This is a genomic window from Antarcticibacterium sp. 1MA-6-2 (assembly GCF_021535135.1).
Taxonomy (GTDB): domain Bacteria; phylum Bacteroidota; class Bacteroidia; order Flavobacteriales; family Flavobacteriaceae; genus Gillisia.
This window is the reverse complement of record NZ_CP091036.1, coordinates 2,293,619-2,315,535: the sequence shown is the minus strand read 5'-3', so window position 1 is coordinate 2,315,535 and position 21,917 is coordinate 2,293,619. Positions and strand designations below refer to the sequence as shown.

The 21,917-nt window shown below is 36.5% G+C and carries 21 protein-coding genes and 3 pseudogenes; 14 read left to right on the top strand and 10 right to left on the bottom strand.

Annotated features, from left to right (window positions below; genetic code table 11):
- The first annotated feature begins 1 nt into the window (after nucleotide 1).
- From infA to LZ575_RS11730, 10 genes and pseudogenes are all read left to right on the top strand, one after another.
- On the top strand, nucleotides 2–217 hold the full coding sequence (gene infA, locus LZ575_RS11775; protein ID WP_006988529.1) for a translation initiation factor IF-1: 216 nt from the start codon (nucleotides 2–4) through the stop codon (nucleotides 215–217).
- A 5-nt stretch (nucleotides 218–222) separates the two neighbouring features.
- Complete coding sequence (ykgO, locus tag LZ575_RS11770; RefSeq protein WP_006988528.1) at nucleotides 223–339, top strand: type B 50S ribosomal protein L36; 117 nt, start codon at nucleotides 223–225, stop codon at nucleotides 337–339.
- A gap of 3 nt (nucleotides 340–342) precedes the next feature.
- Nucleotides 343–717 (top strand): 30S ribosomal protein S13, encoded by a 375-nt coding sequence (gene rpsM / locus LZ575_RS11765; RefSeq protein WP_235324794.1) that lies wholly within the window; start codon nucleotides 343–345, stop codon nucleotides 715–717.
- A gap of 8 nt (nucleotides 718–725) precedes the next feature.
- Entirely contained in the window at nucleotides 726–1,115 is a 390-nt protein-coding gene (rpsK, locus tag LZ575_RS11760; protein ID WP_235324793.1) for a 30S ribosomal protein S11, read from the top strand.
- 90 nt (nucleotides 1,116–1,205) lie between these two features.
- On the top strand, nucleotides 1,206–1,811 hold the full coding sequence (gene rpsD, locus LZ575_RS11755) for a 30S ribosomal protein S4 (protein WP_235324792.1): 606 nt from the start codon (nucleotides 1,206–1,208) through the stop codon (nucleotides 1,809–1,811).
- A 20-nt stretch (nucleotides 1,812–1,831) separates the two neighbouring features.
- Nucleotides 1,832–2,824, top strand: a complete 993-nt coding sequence (locus tag LZ575_RS11750) for a DNA-directed RNA polymerase subunit alpha (RefSeq protein WP_235324791.1) — start codon at nucleotides 1,832–1,834, stop codon at nucleotides 2,822–2,824.
- A gap of 87 nt (nucleotides 2,825–2,911) precedes the next feature.
- Nucleotides 2,912–3,436: a 50S ribosomal protein L17 gene (gene rplQ / locus LZ575_RS11745; RefSeq protein ID WP_235324790.1), complete on the top strand. Its 525-nt coding sequence runs from the start codon at nucleotides 2,912–2,914 to the stop codon at nucleotides 3,434–3,436.
- Nucleotides 3,437–3,620: 184 nt separating this feature from the next.
- A pseudogene (gene carA / locus LZ575_RS11740) lies at nucleotides 3,621–4,735 on the top strand (glutamine-hydrolyzing carbamoyl-phosphate synthase small subunit).
- A 201-nt stretch (nucleotides 4,736–4,936) separates the two neighbouring features.
- Nucleotides 4,937–6,223 (top strand): phosphopyruvate hydratase, encoded by a 1,287-nt coding sequence (eno, locus tag LZ575_RS11735; RefSeq protein WP_235324789.1) that lies wholly within the window; start codon nucleotides 4,937–4,939, stop codon nucleotides 6,221–6,223.
- Nucleotides 6,224–6,411: 188 nt separating this feature from the next.
- Nucleotides 6,412–7,696 (top strand): annotated as a pseudogene (locus LZ575_RS11730) (citrate synthase).
- A gap of 21 nt (nucleotides 7,697–7,717) precedes the next feature.
- On the opposite strand, the gene LZ575_RS11725 reads toward LZ575_RS11730, so the two are convergent.
- The 5 genes from LZ575_RS11725 to LZ575_RS11705 all read right to left on the bottom strand — a co-directional run bounded on the left by LZ575_RS11725 (nucleotide 7,718) and on the right by LZ575_RS11705 (nucleotide 12,725).
- A complete protein-coding gene (locus LZ575_RS11725) occupies nucleotides 7,718–8,572 on the bottom strand; it encodes a hypothetical protein (protein ID WP_235324787.1) in 855 nt (284 codons plus the stop codon).
- A 136-nt stretch (nucleotides 8,573–8,708) separates the two neighbouring features.
- Nucleotides 8,709–9,542, bottom strand: a complete 834-nt coding sequence (locus LZ575_RS11720) for a glycoside hydrolase family 26 protein (protein ID WP_235324785.1) — start codon at nucleotides 9,540–9,542, stop codon at nucleotides 8,709–8,711.
- Nucleotides 9,526–9,828, bottom strand: a complete 303-nt coding sequence (locus LZ575_RS11715) for a hypothetical protein (RefSeq protein WP_235324784.1) — start codon at nucleotides 9,826–9,828, stop codon at nucleotides 9,526–9,528. The genes LZ575_RS11720 and LZ575_RS11715 overlap by 17 nt, the downstream gene beginning before the upstream one ends.
- Nucleotides 9,773–11,509, bottom strand: a complete 1,737-nt coding sequence (locus tag LZ575_RS11710; protein WP_235324783.1) for a glycosyltransferase — start codon at nucleotides 11,507–11,509, stop codon at nucleotides 9,773–9,775. Before LZ575_RS11710 ends, LZ575_RS11715 begins: the two co-directional genes overlap by 56 nt.
- The gene (locus LZ575_RS11705) at nucleotides 11,499–12,725 is read right to left on the bottom strand and encodes a hypothetical protein (protein ID WP_235324781.1); all 1,227 of its coding nucleotides are present in this window, start codon (nucleotides 12,723–12,725) and stop codon (nucleotides 11,499–11,501) included. The genes LZ575_RS11710 and LZ575_RS11705 overlap by 11 nt, the downstream gene beginning before the upstream one ends.
- Before the next feature lie 279 nt (nucleotides 12,726–13,004).
- On the opposite strand from LZ575_RS11705, the gene LZ575_RS11700 reads away from it, so the two are divergent.
- Both LZ575_RS11700 and ctlX read left to right on the top strand, forming a co-directional pair.
- Nucleotides 13,005–13,919, top strand: a complete 915-nt coding sequence (locus tag LZ575_RS11700) for a dimethylarginine dimethylaminohydrolase family protein (protein WP_235324780.1) — start codon at nucleotides 13,005–13,007, stop codon at nucleotides 13,917–13,919.
- A 2-nt stretch (nucleotides 13,920–13,921) separates the two neighbouring features.
- Nucleotides 13,922–14,857: a citrulline utilization hydrolase CtlX gene (gene ctlX, locus LZ575_RS11695; RefSeq protein ID WP_235324779.1), complete on the top strand. Its 936-nt coding sequence runs from the start codon at nucleotides 13,922–13,924 to the stop codon at nucleotides 14,855–14,857.
- A gap of 82 nt (nucleotides 14,858–14,939) precedes the next feature.
- Here the strand turns inward: ctlX and LZ575_RS11690 are convergent, their stop codons facing one another.
- The 4 genes from LZ575_RS11690 to LZ575_RS11675 all read right to left on the bottom strand — a co-directional run bounded on the left by LZ575_RS11690 (nucleotide 14,940) and on the right by LZ575_RS11675 (nucleotide 18,725).
- Nucleotides 14,940–15,956, bottom strand: a complete 1,017-nt coding sequence (locus LZ575_RS11690) for a DUF6056 family protein (RefSeq protein ID WP_235324778.1) — start codon at nucleotides 15,954–15,956, stop codon at nucleotides 14,940–14,942.
- Between the two features lie 643 nt (nucleotides 15,957–16,599).
- Nucleotides 16,600–16,971: a hypothetical protein gene (locus tag LZ575_RS11685; RefSeq protein ID WP_235324776.1), complete on the bottom strand. Its 372-nt coding sequence runs from the start codon at nucleotides 16,969–16,971 to the stop codon at nucleotides 16,600–16,602.
- A 101-nt stretch (nucleotides 16,972–17,072) separates the two neighbouring features.
- Nucleotides 17,073–18,044, bottom strand: a complete 972-nt coding sequence (locus LZ575_RS11680) for a right-handed parallel beta-helix repeat-containing protein (RefSeq protein WP_235324774.1) — start codon at nucleotides 18,042–18,044, stop codon at nucleotides 17,073–17,075.
- Nucleotides 18,045–18,272: 228 nt separating this feature from the next.
- A complete protein-coding gene (locus tag LZ575_RS11675) occupies nucleotides 18,273–18,725 on the bottom strand; it encodes a hypothetical protein (protein ID WP_235324772.1) in 453 nt (150 codons plus the stop codon).
- A gap of 641 nt (nucleotides 18,726–19,366) precedes the next feature.
- Here LZ575_RS11675 and LZ575_RS11670 point away from each other — a divergent pair.
- On the top strand, nucleotides 19,367–19,570 hold the full coding sequence (locus tag LZ575_RS11670; RefSeq protein ID WP_235324770.1) for a hypothetical protein: 204 nt from the start codon (nucleotides 19,367–19,369) through the stop codon (nucleotides 19,568–19,570).
- A gap of 1 nt (nucleotide 19,571) precedes the next feature.
- Here the strand turns inward: LZ575_RS11670 and LZ575_RS11665 are convergent, their stop codons facing one another.
- Nucleotides 19,572–20,006, bottom strand: a complete 435-nt coding sequence (locus tag LZ575_RS11665) for a hypothetical protein (protein ID WP_311195761.1) — start codon at nucleotides 20,004–20,006, stop codon at nucleotides 19,572–19,574.
- A 108-nt stretch (nucleotides 20,007–20,114) separates the two neighbouring features.
- Between LZ575_RS11665 and argS the strand changes: the two are divergent.
- A pseudogene (gene argS / locus LZ575_RS11660) lies at nucleotides 20,115–21,897 on the top strand (arginine--tRNA ligase).
- Nucleotides 21,898–21,917: the final 20 nt, after the last annotated feature.

Here is a 21,917-nt window from a genome sequence, read left to right as displayed (position 1 = left end):
TATGGCAAAACAATCAGCAATAGAGCAGGACGGAACGATAATTGAAGCATTATCAAATGCTATGTTTCGTGTAGAACTTGAGAATGGTCATGTGGTGACCGCTCATATTTCGGGAAAGATGCGTATGCACTATATTAAATTATTACCCGGAGACAAAGTAAAATTAGAAATGAGTCCTTATGATCTATCTAAGGCTCGAATAACTTACAGATACTAATTAAGATGAAAGTTAGAGCATCAGTTAAAAAAAGAAGTGCCGAGTGCAAAATTGTGCGTAGAAAAGGCAGACTTTACGTGATAAACAAAAAGAATCCTAAATTCAAACAAAGACAAGGATAAGTTATGGCTAGAATTGCAGGTGTTGATATACCAAAACAAAAACGAGGAGTTATAGCATTAACCTATATCTTCGGAATTGGCAAAAGCAGGGCGCAACAGATCCTGAAAGATTCCAATGTAGATGAGAGCAAGAAAGTTTCAGATTGGGACGATGATGAAATCGGCCGAATTCGTGATGCAGTTGGAGCTTTCAAAATTGAAGGTGAATTACGTTCAGAAGTACAAATGAGTATTAAACGTCTTATGGACATTGGATCTTACCGTGGTATTCGCCACCGTTCCGGTCTTCCTTTAAGAGGTCAACGTACTAAGAACAATTCCAGAACACGTAAAGGAAGAAGAAAAACAGTTGCTAACAAGAAGAAAGCGACTAAATAATAAGTAGTATGGCAAAAGCAAAAACCGCTCAAAAGAAACGTAAAGTAATCGTTGAGTCTAATGGAGAAGCGCATGTTACTGCTTCTTTCAATAATATAATTATTTCTTTAACAAACAAGAAGGGTGATTTAATTTCCTGGTCTTCTGCTTGTAAAATGGGCTTTAGAGGATCTAAGAAAAACACTCCCTACGCTGCGCAGTTAGCTGCTGAGGATGCATCTAAAGTTGCACACGAAGCAGGTTTACGTAAGGTAAAGGTGTATGTTAAAGGGCCTGGGAACGGAAGGGAATCTGCAATAAGATCTATTCATAATGCTGGGATTGAAGTAACAGAAATTGTTGATGTTACTCCACTACCACATAATGGATGTCGTCCTCCAAAAAGACGTAGAGTTTAATTAATTAATAAGTATAAACAAAGAAAGCAAAACGATCTGCGAAGGACAGTGACCTTAATTCCTGATCGCTTTCTTAATAATCAATTTTAAATGGCAAGATATACTGGTCCAAAGACTAAAATAGCTCGAAAATTTGGTGAAGCTATTTTCGGAGACGATAAGTCTTTTGAAAAGAGAAATTACCCTCCGGGGCAACACGGTAACAACCGTAGAAGAGGTAAAAAATCTGAATACGCTATCCAGTTAATGGAAAAGCAAAAAGCTAAATATACTTATGGTGTATTGGAGCGCCAATTCAGAAATATGTTTGAAAAAGCAACACGTGCTAATGGAATTACAGGTGAGGTGCTTTTACAATTATGTGAATCTAGACTTGACAATGTAGTATATAGAATGGGAATTTCCCCTTCTCGTCGTGGAGCAAGACAATTGGTTTCACACAGGCATATTACAGTTAATGGAGAGATTGTAAACATTCCTTCATACCAATTAAATCCTGGTGATGTAGTTGCAGTTAGAGAGAAGTCTAAATCTTTGGACGCAATCCAAAGTTCACTTTCTAATTCAAGTGCTACTTACGAATGGATTACCTGGAACAACGATACTAAACAAGGAACTTTTGTTTCTGTACCTGGTAGAGTTCAAATTCCGGAAAACATAAATGAACAATTCATCGTCGAATTATATTCGAAGTAATAATTCACAGAAGTCGTAATATGGCAATACTAAATTTTCAGAAGCCCGATAAAGTTATAATGATTGATTCCACCGATTTCGAAGGGAAATTTGAATTTCGCCCTTTGGAACCAGGTTATGGATTAACCGTTGGTAACGCTTTAAGAAGAGTACTGTTATCATCATTAGAAGGATTCGCAATTACCTCAGTTCGCATTGAAGGTGTTGATCACGAGTTCTCTACTATCCCTGGCGTGGTAGAAGATGTTACAGAAATAATATTAAACCTTAAACAAGTGAGGTTTAAAAGGCAGATTGATGAAATAGACAACGAAGCCGTTACCATTTCTGTTTCTGGTCAGGATCAGCTTACAGCAGGACATTTCCAAAAATTCATTTCAGGTTTTCAAATCTTAAACCCTGATCTTGTAATTTGTAACCTTGATAAAAAAGTGAGCTTTAATATGGAGCTTACTGTTGAAAAAGGTAGAGGATATGTTCCCGCAGAAGAAAACAAAAAAGCTAACGCACCTTTAGGTACTATTTTTACTGATTCGGTTTACACTCCGATTAAGAATGTGAAATATAGCATTGAGAACTATCGTGTAGAACAAAAAACAGATTATGAAAAACTGGTTTTTGAAATTATAAGCGATGGATCTATTCACCCTAAAGAGGCTTTAACTGAAGCTGCAAAAACTTTGATTCACCACTTTATGTTGTTCTCTGATGAGAGAATAACTCTTGAGGCCGATGAAATAGCACAGACTGAAACTTATGATGAAGAATCTCTTCACATGAGACAGTTGCTAAAGACAAAGTTAGTAGATATGGATCTTTCTGTAAGAGCACTAAACTGCTTAAAGGCTGCCGAAGTAGATACTTTGGGAGATTTAGTATCCTACAATAAGAACGACTTGATGAAGTTCCGAAACTTTGGTAAAAAATCTTTGACAGAGCTTGAAGAGCTTGTAAACAACAAAGGTTTAAACTTTGGTATGGATCTGTCAAAATATAAATTGGACAAAGACTAATACTTAGACATGAGATTTTAGATCTAAGACGTGAGGCAATGAAGCGTAGTCTAAAATCTAAAATCTAATATCTAACATCTTACAAAAATGAGACACGGAAAAAAAATAAATCACTTAGGTAGAAAAACTGCACACCGTAAGTCAATGTTGGCAAATATGGCGTGTTCCCTAATTGAGCATAAAAGAATAAACACTACTGTGGCTAAAGCAAAAGCTTTGAAGCAGTTTGTAGAGCCTTTGGTAACAAAGTCTAAAGAAGATACTACACATAACCGAAGATTGGTTTTCACTAAACTTCGAAGTAAAGATTCTGTAGCGGAATTATTTAGAGATGTAGCTCCTAAAGTTGGAGACCGTCCGGGAGGATATACCAGGATTATCAAATTAGGTAACCGTCTTGGAGATAATGCAGATATGGCACTTATCGAGCTCGTAGATTATAACGAAATTTATAACACTACAAAGCCAGAGAAGAAGAAATCTACTCGTAGAGCTGGTAGAGGTAAAAAAGCCACTACTGATGCTGCTTCTGCACCGCAAGATGAGTCAAAATCTGAAGCAGAAAATACTGAAGCTAAATCAGAAGCTAAAGAAGACAAAAAAGACGAATAGAAATGACGCTTTTTGATTGATAATTTTAAAAGGGATAAGCCATAGTGGTTTATCCCTTTTTTGTTGAACCAGAACGGCTTACTGGTAGAACTGGTCGAAAGGTTGAAAACTAAACTATTTTAAGTAATTTTGCAACAAATTAAAAATTGATCTTTTTGAGGATCGCTGAAATTTTAGAAAGGATATGAAATACCAGAATAGAAAAAAAGCACTTATTCTTTTGCAGGACGGTACAATTTTTCACGGAAAGGCCGTAGGGAATAAAGAAGGTAGTGCTGTGGGGGAAGTATGTTTTAATACGGGTATGACTTAAGTTACCAGGAAATCTTTACAGATCCTTCTTATTACGGGCAACTTATGGTTACTACAAATGCGCACATAGGTAACTATGGTGTCCACAATGAAGAGAGCGAATCCAGCAAAGCAAAAATCGCCGGACTTATTTGCAAAAATTTCAGTTACAATCATTCCCGTCCTTCTGCCGATGGGTCCTTGTTGGATTTCCTTGAAGACAGTAATCTTTTTGCTATTTCCGATGTTGATACGAGGGCTTTAGTTGCATATATCCGCGAAAATGGGGCAATGAATGCCATCATCTCTACACAGGTAGATGATATTGAGGCTTTAAAAGCGCAATTGGCTGAAGTGCCGGACATGAAAGGATTGGAACTTGCATCCAAGGTTTCAACAAAAGAACCCTACTTTTTTGGTGATGAAAATGCCACTTATAAAGTGGCGGCGCTGGATGTGGGGATCAAAAAAGGAATCCTTAGAAATCTTGCAAAAAGAGACGTATACATAAAAGTTTTTCCTTACGATAGTACGCTGGAAGAAATGCAACACTGGCAACCCGATGGATATTTTATTGCAAATGGTCCAGGGGATCCTCAACCAATGGATAAGGCTATAGCTCTCGCTAAGGATATTATCGCCAATGATCATCCGTTGTTCGGGATATGTCTTGGCCACCAGATTATTGCCCTTGCAAATGGAATTTCCACCTATAAGATGCATCACGGTCACCGAGGAATTAATCATCCTGTTTTAAATATAAAGACCGGGAATGGCGAAATAACCTCTCAGAATCATGGGTTTTCCGTAGATAGAGAAGAAACAGAAGCTCATCCTGATGTTGAGATTACCCACATAAGTATAAACGACAACACTATTGGAGGTTTACAAATGAAATCTAAAAATGTGTTTTCGGTTCAATATCATCCCGAAGCAAGTCCCGGGCCTAATGATGCTCACTATTTATTTGATGAATTTATAGAACGAATGAAAACTGTGAAAGCATAAAGCCGTTCTTGAAGATATATAGGATGCCGGAACTTTTCTCCGGCATTTTTTATTTGATGTATAAGTCATCGTGATGATTTGATTTTTGAGTGAACGAAAACGTTATTGTTAAATTTGTAGGTTATTACCTCTGTTTTCCTCGCAAATTAGTAGTTCTATTTGTATCTTAGGGCTGCATTAATTAATCAACAAAAAAAGTATATGAGTACAATAATTAATATTCACGCGAGGCAAATTTTTGATTCAAGAGGTAATCCAACAGTAGAGGTTGATGTTTTAACCGAGAATGGAACTTTGGGAAGAGCTGCTGTTCCTTCAGGAGCTTCTACGGGTGAACATGAAGCAGTTGAACTGCGGGACGGTGGTAAAGAATTTATGGGCAAAGGTGTCTCCAAAGCTGTTGAAAATGTGAATAATGATATTGCTGAAGAACTTTTAGGCTACTCTGTCTTCGATCAAAATTTAATTGATCAGGTTATGATAGAGCTTGACGGCACACCCAATAAAGCCAAACTTGGAGCTAATGCTATCCTTGGCGTTTCCCTGGCAGTAGCAAAAGCTGCTGCGAATGAACTAAATATGCCTTTGTATAGATATATAGGAGGAGTAAGTGCCAATACACTTCCCGTGCCTATGATGAATATTATAAATGGAGGGTCTCACAGTGATGCCCCTATTGCTTTCCAGGAGTTCATGGTTATGCCTGTTAAAGCTGAAAGTTTTTCAAAGGCACTTCAAATGGGTACAGAGATCTTTCATAACTTAAAGAAAGTTCTGCACGATAGAGGGTTAAGTACAGCAGTTGGTGATGAAGGAGGTTTTGCACCAACCCTTGATGGTACTGAAGATGCATTAGATACAATTCTACTTGCTATAGAAAAAGCGGGTTATAAAGGTGGAGATGAAGTAATGATTGCTTTGGATTGTGCTGCTGCGGAATTTTATGTGAACGGAAAATATGACTACACCAAATTTGAGGGTGAGAGTGGAAAAGTAAGAAGTAGCCAGGAACAAGCTGAATATTTAGCTGAACTGGCTTCAAAATATCCAATTATCTCTATTGAAGATGGTATGGATGAAAATGACTGGGAAGGCTGGAAAGCTTTGACAGATAAAGTGGGAGATAAGGTTCAGTTAGTAGGCGATGACTTGTTTGTTACCAACGTTGAAAGATTATCAAGAGGAATTAAGGAAGGAATTGCAAATTCAATTCTTATCAAAGTCAATCAAATTGGGACTTTAACCGAGACTATTGCTGCAGTAAACATGGCTAAAAATGCCGGGTACACGTGTGTTATGTCGCACCGTTCAGGTGAAACTGAAGACAATACGATCGCCGATCTTGCAGTAGCATTAAACACAGGACAAATTAAAACAGGTTCTGCTTCCAGAAGTGACAGGATGGCAAAATATAATCAACTTTTGCGTATCGAAGAGGAATTGGAGAGTGTTGCTTTTTATCCGCAGAAAAAAGCCTTTAAAATCTAAAAATAATTGAGAATTAATGTACAAATCCTTCCAAATAAATTGGGAGGATTTTTTGTTTAAAAAATTTTGTGTAATTGGCTTCTGTTGCTGCGAAAACGTGAAATTACCTATCTATATTGGCTACAATTTTCCTTATTATTTTGTATTTTAGCATTCCTTAAATATAATCTGAAAAAAGATAAACATATATGTCAAAAGTTGCTACGTTAGAGATAGAGGGGAAGAAATACGAGTTCCCGGTAACCATTGGAAGTGAAAATGAAGTTGCCATTGATATTAAAAGCCTTAGAAGTAAAACCTAGTGCGATCACGCTGGATCCGGGATTTAAAAATACAGGAAGTTGCGAGAGTGCAATTACTTTTTTAGATGGAGAGAAGGGTATTTTAAGATATAGGGGTTATAGTATTGAAGATCTTGCTGAAAAGGCAGATTTTCTCGAAGTAGTTTATCTTCTAATTTTTGGTGAACTTCCAAATGCGGAGCAACTTGATAATTTTAAAGAAGACATAAAGAACCAAAGTGAAGTTAATGAGGACATGAAGAAGGTTATTAATGGATTTCCTTCTACAGCTCATCCAATGGGCATGCTTTCCTCTCTTACAAGTGCACTAATTGCCTTCAATCCCAAATCTGTTAACGTTAGTTCAGAAGAAGATATGTACAAGGCAATTGTCAAGCTTTTGGCTAAGTTTCCTACCCTTGCTGCCTGGACCTTACGTCGCACAAGTGACCTTCCGCTTGAGAATAGAGACAACTCAGTGGGTTATGTAGAGAGTTTACTTAAAATGATGTTCCAGAAGCCCGGTGAGGAGTATAAATTCAATAAAACGGTGGTTGACGCTATGGATAAATTGCTTATCCTTCATGCAGATCACGAACAAAATTGCTCTACATCAACAGTAAGAATTGTGGGTTCTTCTCACGCCAGTTTATTTGCTTCTATTTCCGCAGGAGTATCTGCTCTCTGGGGTCCATTACATGGGGGTGCAAATCAGGCGGTAATTGAGATGTTAGAAGAAATAAAAGCTGATGGAGGGGATACGTCAAAATTTATAGATAAAGCTAAAGACAAGGAAGATCCATTTAGGCTTATGGGCTTTGGTCACAGAGTGTATAAGAATTTTGATCCACGTGCCAAGATTATTAAAAAAGCGGCAGACGAAGTTCTCTCAGATCTTGGAGTAAATGACCCCATATTAGAAATAGCTAAATCTTTGGAAAAAGCTGCGTTAGAAGACGAGTACTTCGTGCAACGCAAGCTATACCCTAATGTCGATTTTTATTCAGGAATTATCTATAGAGCGATGGGCATCCCAACAGAAATGTTTACTGTTATGTTTGCAGTAGGAAGGTTGCCGGGTTGGATAGCTCAATGGAGGGAAATGAGATTAGGAGGAGAACCAATAGGGAGGCCCAGACAGGTTTACATAGGTGAAAATCTTCGGGATTTTAAACCCGTTGAAAAACGATAAAATAACTGCAAAAAAAAAGCTTCATTTTAATGGAGCTTTTTTTTTGCAGTTATTTTTCCAGGGAGTATGAAGTGATGTTTTACTGCTGGTGGTATAACCATTTTTTTTCACCGTAAGTAATAACTCATAATTTTCGTACTGCTCTGGAATTTCTATAGATATTTGTGGACCTTCCTCAAGTTCTTTAATTGCAAGAGCATTCCCGTAAGTATCATTTTTTATAAGGCTCCACATAAATTTTAATTCTGTATTATTTTCTGAAGCTAATTTCCATGCGTTGTCTTCAAGAATTACTGCATTATAAACATTGGAAGATCCCGGATAAAGTGGAACCGCAGGTTTTAAAATGGAAGCCTGAAATTCATCCATTTTGTTTGATTTTCCTCCCCACCGGGTTTCTATGTCCGCCAAAATAAGTTTTTTATTTCCGTTGAAGTCTAATAGACCATCAAAGCTTAAATGGCTGCTACTTCTTTCGTTTTGCCAGTTTTTCAGTAGTAGATCTAAGGTGTCCAGTTGCTTGTTGGCAAGATAAATTTCTGAATCTAACTGACTTATATAAACTGAAATATCTTCCTCTTTTGCAAAGTTTAGTACCTCCTCAAGCCTTGAAGTATTATTAATAATAAGTCCGTAGGAATCAATGGGAAGAGTCTTATTAAGTAATTGTATAGTGGTCCTCGTGTTATCGTTAAGAAATAGTTCCAGAACGATTGACCTGGAATCATCCAGACTTTTTATTTCTGAAATCAATTTTTGGAGCCAGGTGAGATAGGCAATTTGCTGATCGAATAATCCCGGTTTGGTGTAAAGGAACTGTAGGTCATATTTGAAGGAATAGGCAATGATGTTTTTTTCATCCTCCAGGTTCTTCACCTTTGTTAGAATGTCTTCACTTATATCTGCGGTTTCCTCACTATTTCTAAAATCAATTCCTTTGTCAAAGGCAAATTCATAAATAATATTTAAATTAAAATTAGAGGCGTGATTGATTAAATTATAATCGTAAATATTACTGCTTAGTGTAGTGAATTGTATTAATTCCGGCTTCTTTCATTAAAGTAAAATCTCTTTTAAGAACATTCCTCGTAAGTGCATAGTAATTATCTTTCCAGTTTTTTCCTTTTTTGTAATGTACACCTCTTATGTTATGTCGTGTAAGAGGATTTTTTAAGGAGTTTGTGCTGGTAATCTCGTTTAAGGTCGTGTAGGTGCTTAAGGATTTAGCACTAAAATTTTCCTGGATAAAAGACAGAGAATTAGAGGTCCAGTCTAAAAATTTCAGGTTATAATTTGTTTGAGGTATATTTTGGTCAAAAGCGCTATTAAATAAAACGATACCCGAAACTTCAGGAAATTTATTATTTATACTTTCAATTGCCTCCTGAATCCATTTATCCTGGGTCCCATCCATATTTAAAGCTCCAAATTCTGCCAGCATTACTGGTTTATTTGTAAGATTAAGTATCTCCTGCCGGAAGGGTTCATATAAACTCTCAAAGGAATAATATAAGTGGTCATCATTGAGGGGTCCATAATGAAGTGCAGTTAGACCAATCCAGTCTACGTATTCATCTCCCGGATAATAATCTACTATAGATTCAGCCTTCCAGGGATTCCAGACCATTACAATTTTATCTGCCCCTTCTGCTGCTATGATTGAAGTTAAATGTCTCCATGCTGCTTTAAAATCTTCAGGAGTATTTTCTCCCGTAGAAGACCAGGGATATTGGGGATTGTCAAACTCATGAGCAAAGCGTAAAAAAACAGGTCTGTTATAACTACCCAGTTTCTTAATAAATTCTTTTATGTAGACATCAAAGTATCCTTCAGCAATAAATTTCAAACCCTAGCTTTTCTTTTAGAGCCGGAATAGTATCATCAACCTGTAATTCTGAAACCCAGGGTTCCCAGGTTATCATCGGGATAGCGTTTTTCTCATAGGTTGCCTCCATTAACTTCTCCGGAAAGTTAGTCAGGCTTTCCTGGTTCCAGGCCAGGTAGAAAGAAATTATATGGAAATTGACGTTGAACTTGTTTTCCAGTAAATTAATTTCCTGAATATCAGATAACCCACTAATTTCCTGAGGGTGGAAAATGCCCAGATACTCTCGGGAATTTTTTTCTTTCATAGGGAGCCTCGACCATTTCCCATCTATATAAATCATTAAGGTTCTTTAAATTCATTGAAGTAATGAGAGTAAGGAGTAGTAGTGGAAGCGCAATTTTCCTTGTAATAGAAAAGGCTGAACTTGCAAATTCACCTATCCCTTCCTTAGCTTTCCATAAAAAGGAAATTTTTGATTTTGTAAGGCTTGTTCTTAAAATGCGGTTTTGATTGGTAACTTTATTACTTAAATAAATACCGAAAAACATTATGCAGGCATTAAAAAAAGCAAAGCCTGCCATAACTATGGAGTAGGGGGTGAAATCTATACTTAATCCATAGAAAATGGCAAATAGGGAAACAATGGCAACTATTAAATTAGGGATAACAATTCGATAGTTGGTATTCCATTCATTTTCCTTAGGTGTTGGAAGGTAGGGTACCTTTTTATCTATGATCGTGTATAGTAGGCCTATAATGTAGATCCACCAGGTATTTATAAATAAAAGTCCTCCCACCAGGTGGAATCCGCGTTCCTTTTTCTCTATAACCCACTTTTGTATAAAGGTTCGAATTAGAAGAGAGCTTAGGGCTACAGGTAAGATTACCAGTGCAAAATCTATAATATTTCCATCCCAGGGTGTAATAGCAAACAAGAGGGATATTACTGGTATTAAAAAATTAATAAGGCATATTACTCCTCCTAAATAGTGTAAAGGCAAAATCCCGTAGTGAATCTTTTGTCTTCCTGTTAGTTTATTAAAAATTTTAGGGTAAACCTTCACCAGTAAATCAAATGTACCTCTGGACCACTTTAATTGTTGTTTAAAGAAGTTGGTAAGATTGGAGGGGGCAAGCCCCCGGGCTAATACCTCGGGGACATATACTGCTTTCCAGCCTTTTGAGTACAAAAGCATAGCGGTATGCATGTCCTCACAGAGTCCCGGTGCGTGACCTCCAATACTATCTAATGCAGCTCTTCGAAAAACACAATTTGCACCTATGGCATTTACCGCACCGTAAGCATTTAGAGTCATCATCATAGGGCCATAAAACTGAAAAGTTTGTTCGGCTGCACCCCTTGCGACTAATGTTTCTTTAATATTATAATAGGATTGCACTATTTGAACAAATGCAATTTCAGGATCATTAAAATAAGGAAGAATGGGGTCAAGAAAAATTGGTTCAGGTATATGGTCGGGATCCAGAATCACACAAATGTCACCTTCGGCATATTTTTCCAGGGCATTATTGATGTTCCCTGCCTTGGCATTGATCCTGTTATCTCTGGTGACGTGAATAATACCATTTTCCTCACAAAATTGCTTTAAATAAGGATCATTAGCTTCATCACACAAATATGTGGTATGTGGGTATGTAATATGGTTTATAGCTTCCAGGGTGGTGATGGTCATCTGGTATGGTTCTCCCGGGAAGTAAGTAGTTAAAATATCCACCTTCAGGTTTGGTGTTTTGCCTGGAGACTCAGGGACCGAAATATTAGAATAATTGTACCACATGTACAGTTTTTTAGTAATACTGTATACAAGGGTTATTGTGAGCAGAGTAAAAAGAAATGGATCGCCAATATTTTCCGGCTGGAAGAAAAAGTATATAAAATTTAAGATGCTAAAAATTCCCAGAAGAATCATAAACTTTATAATCCTTCTTTCCTTTACAGTAGGAGTTGTAATTTTATTCTCCATTTTCTGTATTTAGCACATAAAAGGGAAAATTTGCGGTTGCAATATATTCGGTTGTGTTGGTGAGATAAACATAAAGCCTATAGGCACCTTCCTCTTTAGGAACTTTAAAAAATACCTTATTCTCCATTTTTTGGTGTTCCAAATTATCTAAAAGCACACTTTCGTCTTCAACAAACCAGGATTCTTTTCGAATTTCCCAACCATAATTTAAATCTTGATTTTCTTGCTGTGTTAGAACTACTTCTGCTTCAGCCATGATTCCGGGCAATAATATGACATTCTCTAAGGCACCCTTACCGTTTAGAAGAAGATACTTTAATTTGGGTCCTTGGTAAACTCCTTCAGAATTTTTCCAGATTTTTTCAAGTTCAAAAACAACCTGGGTTTTTTCACTGTTTTCTCCAAAGAAGCTAAACCAGGTCGGAGTGATTTCATTCTTTTTCCCCCAGTAGAAAACTAAGTTCCCAAGAGAACCTTCTTTTTCCAGGGGTAGGAGATAATTATAATATCTTTCTCTAATTTGCTCAGCTTTCTTGGTGCTGGTCTCTTCAATTGGAGCTTTCCAGGCAGTATAACCATTCTCCCAGGGGCCGTTTATTCCCCACTCTGAAATAACATATTTTTCCTCCCAAAAGTATTTATTGACACCTAATTGATCCGGGAAAGTAGATATTCCTCCAAAAATATTAAAGGAATAAAAATCGAGATTTGTTTCTCTTAAAATCATGCTTCTTGTCCGCCTTCTGCTCGCTCCGGCTACAGTGGTACTTACCGGGTGCTCACCGTCTTCATTATGAATGTCATCAACAAGAGACCTGTAATTGGAAAAAAAATTTAAATTTTTGTAAAACTCGGGATACTTTATTTCGTTTCCCAAATTCCAATAAAGTAGTGAAGGATGATCTTTGTATTTCATTACCGTTAAAAGAACATTTTCCCGTAAATCTTTAAACAATTCTGCATCTTCATAAACCTGAGGATCCTTAGAATAACTGGGCAGTGGGATATCTAAAACTACAGCAAGTCCTAAATTTGCCGCCTTATCAAGCGTTTGCTTTAAATGGAGAGTGTCATATATACGAACTGTATTTGCCCCGGCGGCTTTCAACTCTTCCATATATTTAGGGTGTGCAGCAGCTCCTTTAATTATAAATGCTTCTCCATTTCTAAACAATCTAAAGCCAGAATTACTTTCTACGACATAGACTGCAGGCATAGAATCTTCCGGAGCTTTGCCATTGGTGCAAGCGCTCAAAAAGATTAAAATGAAACCTGAAATAAATATTACATTTAGATTTTTCAGAAAAAATTATTTTGAGTGCAGGGTTTGTAGGGATGCGCTAAGATATTAAAAGATAGGTATTCTAATTTGTTAGAGAAAGTATAAATATGTGCTTCTCTACATAAGTAAAAATCAGAAATACCCTATTATATATAAAAGATAAAAGACTTTTATATCCTACCGACTTTTTTATATTTGCTCAAAACTGTCCTTATGTTAAATTTGAATATTACCAGTGAAACTGGTCGGTTGAGAGCTGTTGTTCTGGGCACTGCAGTAAGTAATGGCCCTACTCCGGAATTGGCCGAAGCTTACGATCCAAAATCAGCAGAGCATATTCAAGCGGGGACGTATCCCGTGGAAGAGGATATGGTCAGGGAAATAGAGGCGGTAGCTGCAGTTTTGAAAAAGTATAATGTCAAAGTTTTTAGACCTCAAATTATAGAAGACTATAACCAAATATTTACCCGGGATATAGCATTTGTAATTGAAGACAAATTTATTAAGGCTAATATATTGCCTAACAGGGATGAAGAAATAGAAGCTATTAGTAATGTCATTGATCAATTTGATCCTAAGAAAATAATATACCTTCCCGAAGAAGCGCACGCCGAAGGAGGGGACATTATGCCCTATAAGAATTATATTTTTGTAGGGACCTATGACGGTAAGGATTACAAAGATCTTATTACCGCTAGAACAAACATTGCAGCAGTTGAAGCTTTACAGCTTATGTTCCCTCACAAAAGTGTCAAAAGTTTTAGCCTTAGAAAATCTAATACAATTGCAAAAGATAATGCTTTGCATTTAGATTGTTGTTTTCAACCTGTGGGAAAAGATAAAGCCATAATTTATAAAGATGGATTTTTATATGAAGAGGATTATAATTGGCTGGTAAACTTATTTGGCAGGGAAAATGTTTTTGAAATAACCCGCAATGAAATGTATGATATGAATTCAAACATTTTTTCTATTTCTGAGGATGTAGTGATTTCTGAAAAAGGCTTTACGCGGCTTAACCAATGGTTGAGAGAACAAAATATTATAGTAGAGGAGGTTCCCTATGCTGAAATATCAAAACAGGAGGGGCTTTTGCGTTGCTCTACTTTACCTTTAATACGAGATTAATAATGGCAGAACAAATTACAGATACTATCATGATGGTGAGGCCAGTAGGCTTTAGGATGAACGAAGAAACTGCTGTAAACAATTTTTTTCAGGAAGATCTTCATTTAAAAAATGAGGAAATTAATATACAGGCTCAAAAAGAGTTTGATGCTTTTGTTGAAAAACTGAAAGATGCCGGAGTTAACGTGGTAGTAGTTAATGATAAAACTGAACTGGATACACCCGATTCTATCTTTCCAAATAACTGGGTTTCTTTTCATGAAGACGGTACAGTAGTAGTTTATCCTATGTTTGCCGTTAATAGAAGGAGAGAAAGGAGAATGGAATTTTTTGAAGAACTGGAAAAAATAGGCTTCAAAATAAATGAAGTTTTAGACTATACGAGTGCTGAGGAGCAGGATGTGTTTTTAGAAGGCACGGGTAGTATGATCCTTGACAGGGCAAATCAAAAAGCTTATTGTTCATTATCTCCAAGAGCAGATGAAGAATTATTCATTGAGTTTTGTGAAGACATGGAATTTACCCCTGTTATTTTTACAGCCAATCAGCATGTAGACGGGAAACGAAAACCCATTTACCACACTAATGTAATGATGTGCCTCGCAGAGGAGTTTGCGGTAATCTGCCTGGATAGTATAGACGACTCCGGGGAACGCAAAAATGTTCTTAAGCACCTAAAAGGCGACGGTAAGGAAATTATAAAAATTTCGGAAAAACAGATTCATAATTTTGCCGGAAATATGCTCCAGGTTAAGGGTAAAGCTGGCAAAAAGTATCTTGTAATGAGTAAGACTGCGGAAGATAGTCTTACTTCTGAACAAAAGAAAAAAATTACATCCTATTGTGAAATCTTGAGTGCAGACGTAAATACAATTGAAACTTGTGGAGGTGGCAGTACCAGATGTATGATGGCAGAAGTGTTTCTTCCCCCATCATAAAACTTCAGCTCATCTTAAGTATTTCTTCGGGATCATTTAGAACTTAAAAATTTATTGCTTAGAAAGAAAAGATGTGTAAGCATTATTCTTTTGAAGGTTCTTCATAATGGCCCATAATGAAAGGTTTATCGAAATAATCAGAAAGGCACTCATTATAATAATATTCTTCACTTTTTGTTTGAGTTGCAAGATCGTAAGGTAAGATCGTGTTAGGGGTATGGTTTATTATTGGAACAACACAAGTTTCTTCAGCACACTTTCTTAAAAGTGTATATCTCTCCTCCATTTCAATATCATATTTCATTGCTGTGCCAGTCAACAGGTCTTTATATACGGTTCTTACATTGTTGGTAGTTAAAAAAATTAAAGCTAAGCCTAAAAAGCACGCACTAAGTCTAAACTGTATACTAAATAAAATTTTTTGAAATATTGTGTTTTTTAGAAAAAGCAAAATAGCGGAGGCAAGGGTAAATATTCCAAATATATAGAGTAGAAAAATAACATTTACCGTTCTATCGGGAGGCGGTCCTCCCTGAGTCCAGAGGGAAGGAAAATAACATAAGAAAATAAAGCAAAGTAAAAAACATCCTAAAAGGAAAATATGAAGAAAGGAAAAATTTTTAAGAGAAAATCGCTGTCTTAAATTTTGACCAATTCTGGTTAAGAGTGGTGCCCATAGTAGTATTAATATAAGAGTCATTGGTGCCCATCTTAAAATTGCATAGAGCGCATATTTTATTGAAAAGCTAATTGAAAACCAGGGTTTAAATTTATCGGGTTTAACTAACATTCGTTCAGTATTTCCAGGAGAAAATATTGAAAAAGCAGAAGCAACTATGGTAATAACAACCAGTGAAATTAAAAAAGGATTCACCCTCCTGTTTTTGTAAGTATCAATTAAAAACCATAGAACCAGGATTACATTCAGGATTATAAGAGAAGTTTCATTTAAACCTGCAACAGCTATACAAAGCACTCCCGCTAGCAACGTATACAAAATTTTTGTAATTATAGTATTCCCATCCTTAAGATGTAAAATGAAGGTTAACAGGAATAGTGTTAAAATTGCAGCTAACTGGTAGGTTATAGAGCCTGGCATCCAAAAAAAGCTTCGGTAATTGTGGGTGCTTTAAATAAGTACAGAAAAAAGATCATTAAACCGAAAATGTTTCGATCGCTGGCACTTAAACCCGGGAATAGCTTTTTTAAAAAACAGTATATGGAGAAACCAAAAGATAAAATCAAGGCAACGGGTAAGAGTCGGTAAAATGTTAAAGAACCTAGATCAATAGGAAAAATTGTTAATAGAACCGTAGCTAAATATCTTCCACTCCATGTAAAATAAAAGAAAGATTGAGCCTGCCAAAAACCTAGGAAAATAGATTGACTGGAATAGCAAAAATCATCGGCGGAAGGGTGATTATAGAGGGAAATAAACAGAAAAGGGAAAGTAACCAGCAGGACAAAAATTCCGAAGAGGATATATTCACTTTTAGCTGAGAATTTACTTTTTTCTATTAATGTCAATATCGTATTTTTTTGTGAGATGTGCCATTTCTGGATTAAAAGGTTTCCCGTTTAAAAAAGGGGCTTTTTATCAGTCTATATCAAAGAAATAAAAAATAATTGATTTTAACAGAGAATTAAAATAAAAGATAAAATTAACTAAATGGTTAAATTGTTTGTTCCGGTAGAATTAATTGTAAATAATTTACAATTCAGTGTCTGAAATAATAAAAAATTTAAAAGGAACCACCTTTAAAAAGATGGGCCCCAATGTTCCTAGAAGAAGCATCGGTTTTATTTCCATAAAAATCTGAGGCTCCCGGGTCAAAAGGAAGTATGACTCCATTGTTTAATGCTGGTGAACCTTCATTCAGTTTGTATGCTTCAAGAGAAGTAAGTTCTCCCCCAAATCCAATGGTCCCTCCATTTCCGGGATTTGTTAGTAAAGCATCACCTTCATATCCCACAGGAAGTGTTTGATAGATTTCGTTTCCACTATTTCGAAAAGCTGAAAGGGAATCGTAAGTACTTCCTTTGTAGTTGATTTTAAATTCCTTGGTAGTATGATATAAATTACCGAAAAACTTTCCGTCGTAACCCGCAGGCACGTCTATAAATTCCGGGCCATTTTCTGCTACAAGAATATTGTTGTAGAAGTTAATGTTTTGATTTAACGTTTTCCAGGAGGCATATTTTATATTGGCAGCACTTAAGCATATCCTGGTATGGTTAAGACTAAAGTGTTGTTATGCACAATAATATTTTTCATTTTATAAATACCTTCGCCATTAAATAAATAAACACTTCCTCCATTTGTGGCAGCATCATTTTCACTTATGTTGTACCTAACTGTAATATTGTTCATTGGTCTTGCGCCGCCAAACTGCCCAATAAGATATCCTGCACCTTCATTGTCGTGAGAATAGTTGTACTGCATTATACCATTTGTCACACCACCGTCAAGGTCAAAGCCCCCGCCATCTTTATTTGAGCCCGACTGCATTCCATACACTTCATTATGCTGAATGGTTACCTGATCTGCATCCCAGTACCAGATACCTACAGGACCACCACCACTAAAAGAGTTGCCGCTTCCGGAATTATATGCCGTGCAATATTCAATAACTGAATGTTGAACATCTGAAAGTACTATGCCGTTTCCGGAATTATTCTCAGGATTTTTTTTATATCCGGGAATATTAAATACTTCGCAACTTCTAACTATAATATTGGAGTGGGCATATCCAATTTTACTGCCCGAAAATTCTCCATAGGAAGAAATTCCTGCATCTAATATATCGTGCACCTTATTGTTTTCTATGAGTACATCATTAAATCCTGAATTTTTGTTCCAGGATCCTATTACAATACCTGAATCCCGGTAACCAAAAATTTCACAGTTTGTTATTTTTACTGAATTAAGTTTTATGTCTCCAGGTAAATCATTATAAAAGTTAATTCCAGAATTTTTGTTTGTTGTAGTCGCGTTTCCGGCGAAAATTAGGTGATCTATAACAATTCCTGCGGTGTTATAAGCCATTAAACCATCTGAAAGTCCAGAGGAAATTGTGGCCTTTCCCGTCCCGTAGGAGGAAATTTTCACGGGATTATTAGCATCATTAGCGTCATTTTTATCTAAATAAAGGCTTCCGTCATATTGATGGCTACCTTCAAATAACACAGCATCACCCGGTTGAAGGTTTATGGAATTTACTTTGGAAATAGATTTCCAGGAATCCAGGGGGAAATTCCTGTATTTTTGTCGTCACCTGTGGGACTTACATAATAGGTTTTGCTTAAGCACATTTAGAATCGCTTTTAAATTCTCCCTGTATAGAACCAAATTGAAGAGAGGAGAATTCAAAATTTCCGGAAATATCTGAGCAGTCCATATCGTTTTCAGGGGATTTTAGATACTTAGGTGAATTCCAGTCCAGGTCAGGGGTTCTGATGATGAGGTTTCTCCACTGCGTATAAGACAAATATTAAATCTATCATCGGTAGTGCAGGTTTCATTAGTAAACACATCAGTATCTACTAAGATACCAACTAAAGCCTGAATACTCAAATTGGTTTGTCCATCAGCTGTGGTAAGTAACATATTAAATGTTCTTTCCTCGTTGTTTAGAGGAATACCATTAAAAGAAGAATTTTGATTTTCGCAATTCGTACATTTATAAGTTCCTGTGATAGGAGTAACCGGAGATTCTGCTGTATGTTCAGCCCCTGCTATAGCAGACATTTGATCTTTATAAATTACTTCAGAAAATAATGGCGTGTTATTCTCGTCCAGTGTAAAAATGAAGGAAATATCTTCACTTTCAAATTGTACTTTAAAATCTGCAGTGCTGCTTTTTTGCAAAATATCTTGTGCCTGGACTACCAATATTTGTCCGTTTTGTAAGGTAACATTGGCAACAGCTGCATCATAGACCTTATTGGGGTCCTTAAAATTCTTAGGAAGAATTAAATCAATAGTTCCTCTCGTGTTGGAACCTTGTACTGCAAAAACCCCTTTATATATTTTTGACTCGCTTAATAATTCTTTTGCTAGATCCGGCTTATCTAAAATTTTCTCTTCCTGGTCTACAGAGCAGGATTGGATTATAACTAAGATAAAAGATATTACAAATAATTTTAGGGTACTGAAGTACTTAGTCGCTGTAGGGGGCTGTAGAAAACATTAACTTTAATTTTGGAGTAAAATTCTTACTGCTGAAAATTTCTACCGTCCTGTTAATGATCCTTTGGGGGGAGAGATGGATCACTCAGGGTATTCGGCAAATTTCAAAAGATCCTTGTATTATCTTCTGATTATTCAGGTGGCAAAGTAAAGTCAAAAATCGACGAAATGCAAAAATAGCAGATGAAATACCGTGTTAAATTTAATAAAAGTTTAACAGATCTGTGTATGTTCTTAGGGCTTAGCGAGTTAGCTCCAATTAAAAAAGTGCAGCTGTTTTAAAGGTTAATTAAGTACTTTCACATCTTATAATGATTTAAATGAAAAATACCCTCAAATATGTTTTGGTCATTTTTGGCCTCCTTTTAATTGGCTATGGCATTTACAGCTTTTTCACTCCTGATATTCTGTTGGAGGCAGGTCCTGTAAAAATAGAGGCGGAAGGAGATAAATCTCAACCTCTGGCGATGGTAGGTTTGGGAATTCTCTCTATTGTAGCAGGTATGGCTTTTAATAGGCGCTAAACTATTTTATAGAAGATCTTCTACTCTGGTGGGTGCTGTACTTAGTCTTATAATCCAGTATCTTCATCATATATTTGTGAACCGCAGGATTTTCTGCTTTTACTTTAATAAAATAGTGATCCCGGTAAATTGAATATTCTTCAGATTTTCCTTTGTATAACTTCAATTTGTAATAAGGAATAACAAGTGCATAAGTTTCCAGAAGCGAGCGGAACATAACAATAATGCCCCTGGGCCTCATCTCTATATTGCACACATTGGTATTATTGTCCAATACGAGGAGATTGTGAATATCAATACTTGCAGTGGTTATTTGCAGTTTGGGAGAGCCAATGCCATTTAATTTGAATCGTTCCACCAACGTAAAAGTTTTACCCACTTCATCAATAATCTTCTCCTTAATTTTTGGTTGGTTGTAACTGATATTCAGTAGCATCTGGCATTTTCTTTAAAGATAAGGATTTGAGGTTAAAGCACTGGGGCTTACTTCTATTTTCTATTATCTTTGCGGCTTCAGAAAAAACAGAAAATACGCGCTAAATAAATGAAGATCCAGGATAAAATCGAGCAACAGGTAAAAGCAGCAGTAGCAAATTCTTATGGAGTGGAATTGGAACAGGTAGAGTTTCAGCCCACACGAAAAGATTTTGAAGGAGATCTCACCCTGGTTACTTTTCCAATGCTTAAGCTGGTGAGGACAAACCCGGTACAATTGGGTAAAACCGTGGGCGATTTTTTAGTGGAAAATGTTTCTGAAGTAGATCGCGTGAACGTAGTTCAGGGATTTGTGAATATTGTGCTTAGTGACAGCTATTATAAATCTCAATTTTCTGAAATAAGGAATGATCCTCAATATGGAAAAAGTTTACCCGGAGAGGACCCGAAATCCATAATGGTTGAGTATTCTTCGCCAAATACCAATAAGCCTTTACATCTTGGGCATATCAGGAATAATCTTTTGGGATATTCGGTTTCTGAAATTCTTAAAGCTGCTTAATAGGGTGCACAAAACCCAGATCATCAATGACCGGGGTATTCACATATGTAAATCAATGCTCGCCTGGGAAAGATTTGGTAATGGTGAAACTCCTGAATCTTCCGGGTTAAAGGGAGATAAACTGGTGGGTAATTATTATGTGAAATTTGACCAGGAGTATAAAAAAGAGGTTCAGGAATTACTAGAAAGGGGAGTTAATGAAGAAGAAGCAAAAGCTGAAGCTCCTATTCTTAATGAGGCTAAAGAGATGCTGCGAAAGTGGGAAGCTAGCGATCCTCACATTGTGGCTCTCTGGGAAAAAATGAACAGCTGGGTGTACAGTGGTTTTGAAAAAACTTATGAGGCACTTGGAGTTGATTTTGATAAAAATTATTATGAAAGTCAAACCTACCTTTTAGGAAAAGATGTTGTGAACGAGGGGCTGGAAAAAGGTGTTTTTTATAGAAAAGAAGATGGCAGCGTCTGGATCGATCTTACAGGGGAGGGGCTTGATGAGAAAATAGTTCTTCGAAGTGACGGCACTGCAGTTTATATGACCCAGGATATTGGGACCGCAATACAAAGGGTTAAAGACTTTGAAATAGACGGGATGGTTTACACTGTTGGTAATGAGCAGGATTATCATTTTAAGGTGCTGTTTTTAATTCTGAAAAAATTGGGTTTTGAGTGGGCGAATTACCTGTACCATTTAAGTTACGGTATGGTCGATCTTCCATCAGGAAAAATGAAGAGCCGGGAAGGTACTGTTGTAGATGCCGATGATCTTATGGAACAAATGACGCTTACGGCAAAAGCTATATCTGAAGAGCTGGGGAAACTTGATGAATATTCAGAAAATGAAAAGGCTGAACTTTACAGAATTATTGGTTTAGGAGCTTTGAAATATTACATTTTGAAAGTTGACCCTAAAAAACGTATCTTGTTTAACCCTGAAGAGTCAGTTGATTTTCAGGGAAATACTGGTCCATTTATTCAATATACCTACGCCAGGATCCAGTCAATTTTAAGAAAAGCCGATTTTGATATTGAGGCTAAAATTGATGTTCCTGCGGAGTATAAACTTCATGAGAAGGAGAAGGAGTTGATTAAACAACTTCAGTTATATCCAGAGACCATACAACAGGCTGCTGAAAATCATAGCCCTGCTTTAATAGCTAATTATACCTATGATCTTGTGAAGGAATTTAATTCTTTTTACCAAAACGTCACTATCCTGGGTACAACAGAAAGATCTGAAAAAGTGTTTCGGGTGCAATTAGCGAAAATCGTGGGAGATGTTATAAAATCTGCTTTTGAATTACTGGGGATTCAGGTTCCGGAAAGGATGTAAAGTATAGCTATTCCATCTAA

What these genes read in the sequence shown, in the direction of transcription:
- rpsK (WP_235324793.1), top strand. Translation starts at nt 726, where the DNA reads ATGGCAAAAGCAAAAACCGCTCAAAAGAAACGTAAAGTAATCGTTGAG.
- LZ575_RS11710 (WP_235324783.1), bottom strand. Translation starts at nt 11,509, where the DNA reads ATGGAGAATAAAATTACAACTCCTACTGTAAAGGAAAGAAGGATTATA.
- LZ575_RS11670 (WP_235324770.1), top strand. Translation starts at nt 19,367, where the DNA reads ATGAAAAATACCCTCAAATATGTTTTGGTCATTTTTGGCCTCCTTTTA.
- ykgO (WP_006988528.1), top strand. Translation starts at nt 223, where the DNA reads ATGAAAGTTAGAGCATCAGTTAAAAAAAGAAGTGCCGAGTGCAAAATT.
- rpsM (WP_235324794.1), top strand. Translation starts at nt 343, where the DNA reads ATGGCTAGAATTGCAGGTGTTGATATACCAAAACAAAAACGAGGAGTT.
- rpsD (WP_235324792.1), top strand. Translation starts at nt 1,206, where the DNA reads ATGGCAAGATATACTGGTCCAAAGACTAAAATAGCTCGAAAATTTGGT.
- rplQ (WP_235324790.1), top strand. Translation starts at nt 2,912, where the DNA reads ATGAGACACGGAAAAAAAATAAATCACTTAGGTAGAAAAACTGCACAC.
- eno (WP_235324789.1), top strand. Translation starts at nt 4,937, where the DNA reads ATGAGTACAATAATTAATATTCACGCGAGGCAAATTTTTGATTCAAGA.
- ctlX (WP_235324779.1), top strand. Translation starts at nt 13,922, where the DNA reads ATGGCAGAACAAATTACAGATACTATCATGATGGTGAGGCCAGTAGGC.
- LZ575_RS11715 (WP_235324784.1), bottom strand. Translation starts at nt 9,828, where the DNA reads ATGAAAGAAAAAAATTCCCGAGAGTATCTGGGCATTTTCCACCCTCAG.
- infA (WP_006988529.1), top strand. Translation starts at nt 2, where the DNA reads ATGGCAAAACAATCAGCAATAGAGCAGGACGGAACGATAATTGAAGCA.
- LZ575_RS11750 (WP_235324791.1), top strand. Translation starts at nt 1,832, where the DNA reads ATGGCAATACTAAATTTTCAGAAGCCCGATAAAGTTATAATGATTGAT.
- LZ575_RS11705 (WP_235324781.1), bottom strand. Translation starts at nt 12,725, where the DNA reads ATGCCTGCAGTCTATGTCGTAGAAAGTAATTCTGGCTTTAGATTGTTT.
- LZ575_RS11700 (WP_235324780.1), top strand. Translation starts at nt 13,005, where the DNA reads ATGTTAAATTTGAATATTACCAGTGAAACTGGTCGGTTGAGAGCTGTT.
- LZ575_RS11690 (WP_235324778.1), bottom strand. Translation starts at nt 15,956, where the DNA reads ATGCCAGGCTCTATAACCTACCAGTTAGCTGCAATTTTAACACTATTC.
- LZ575_RS11665 (WP_311195761.1), bottom strand. Translation starts at nt 20,006, where the DNA reads ATGCTACTGAATATCAGTTACAACCAACCAAAAATTAAGGAGAAGATT.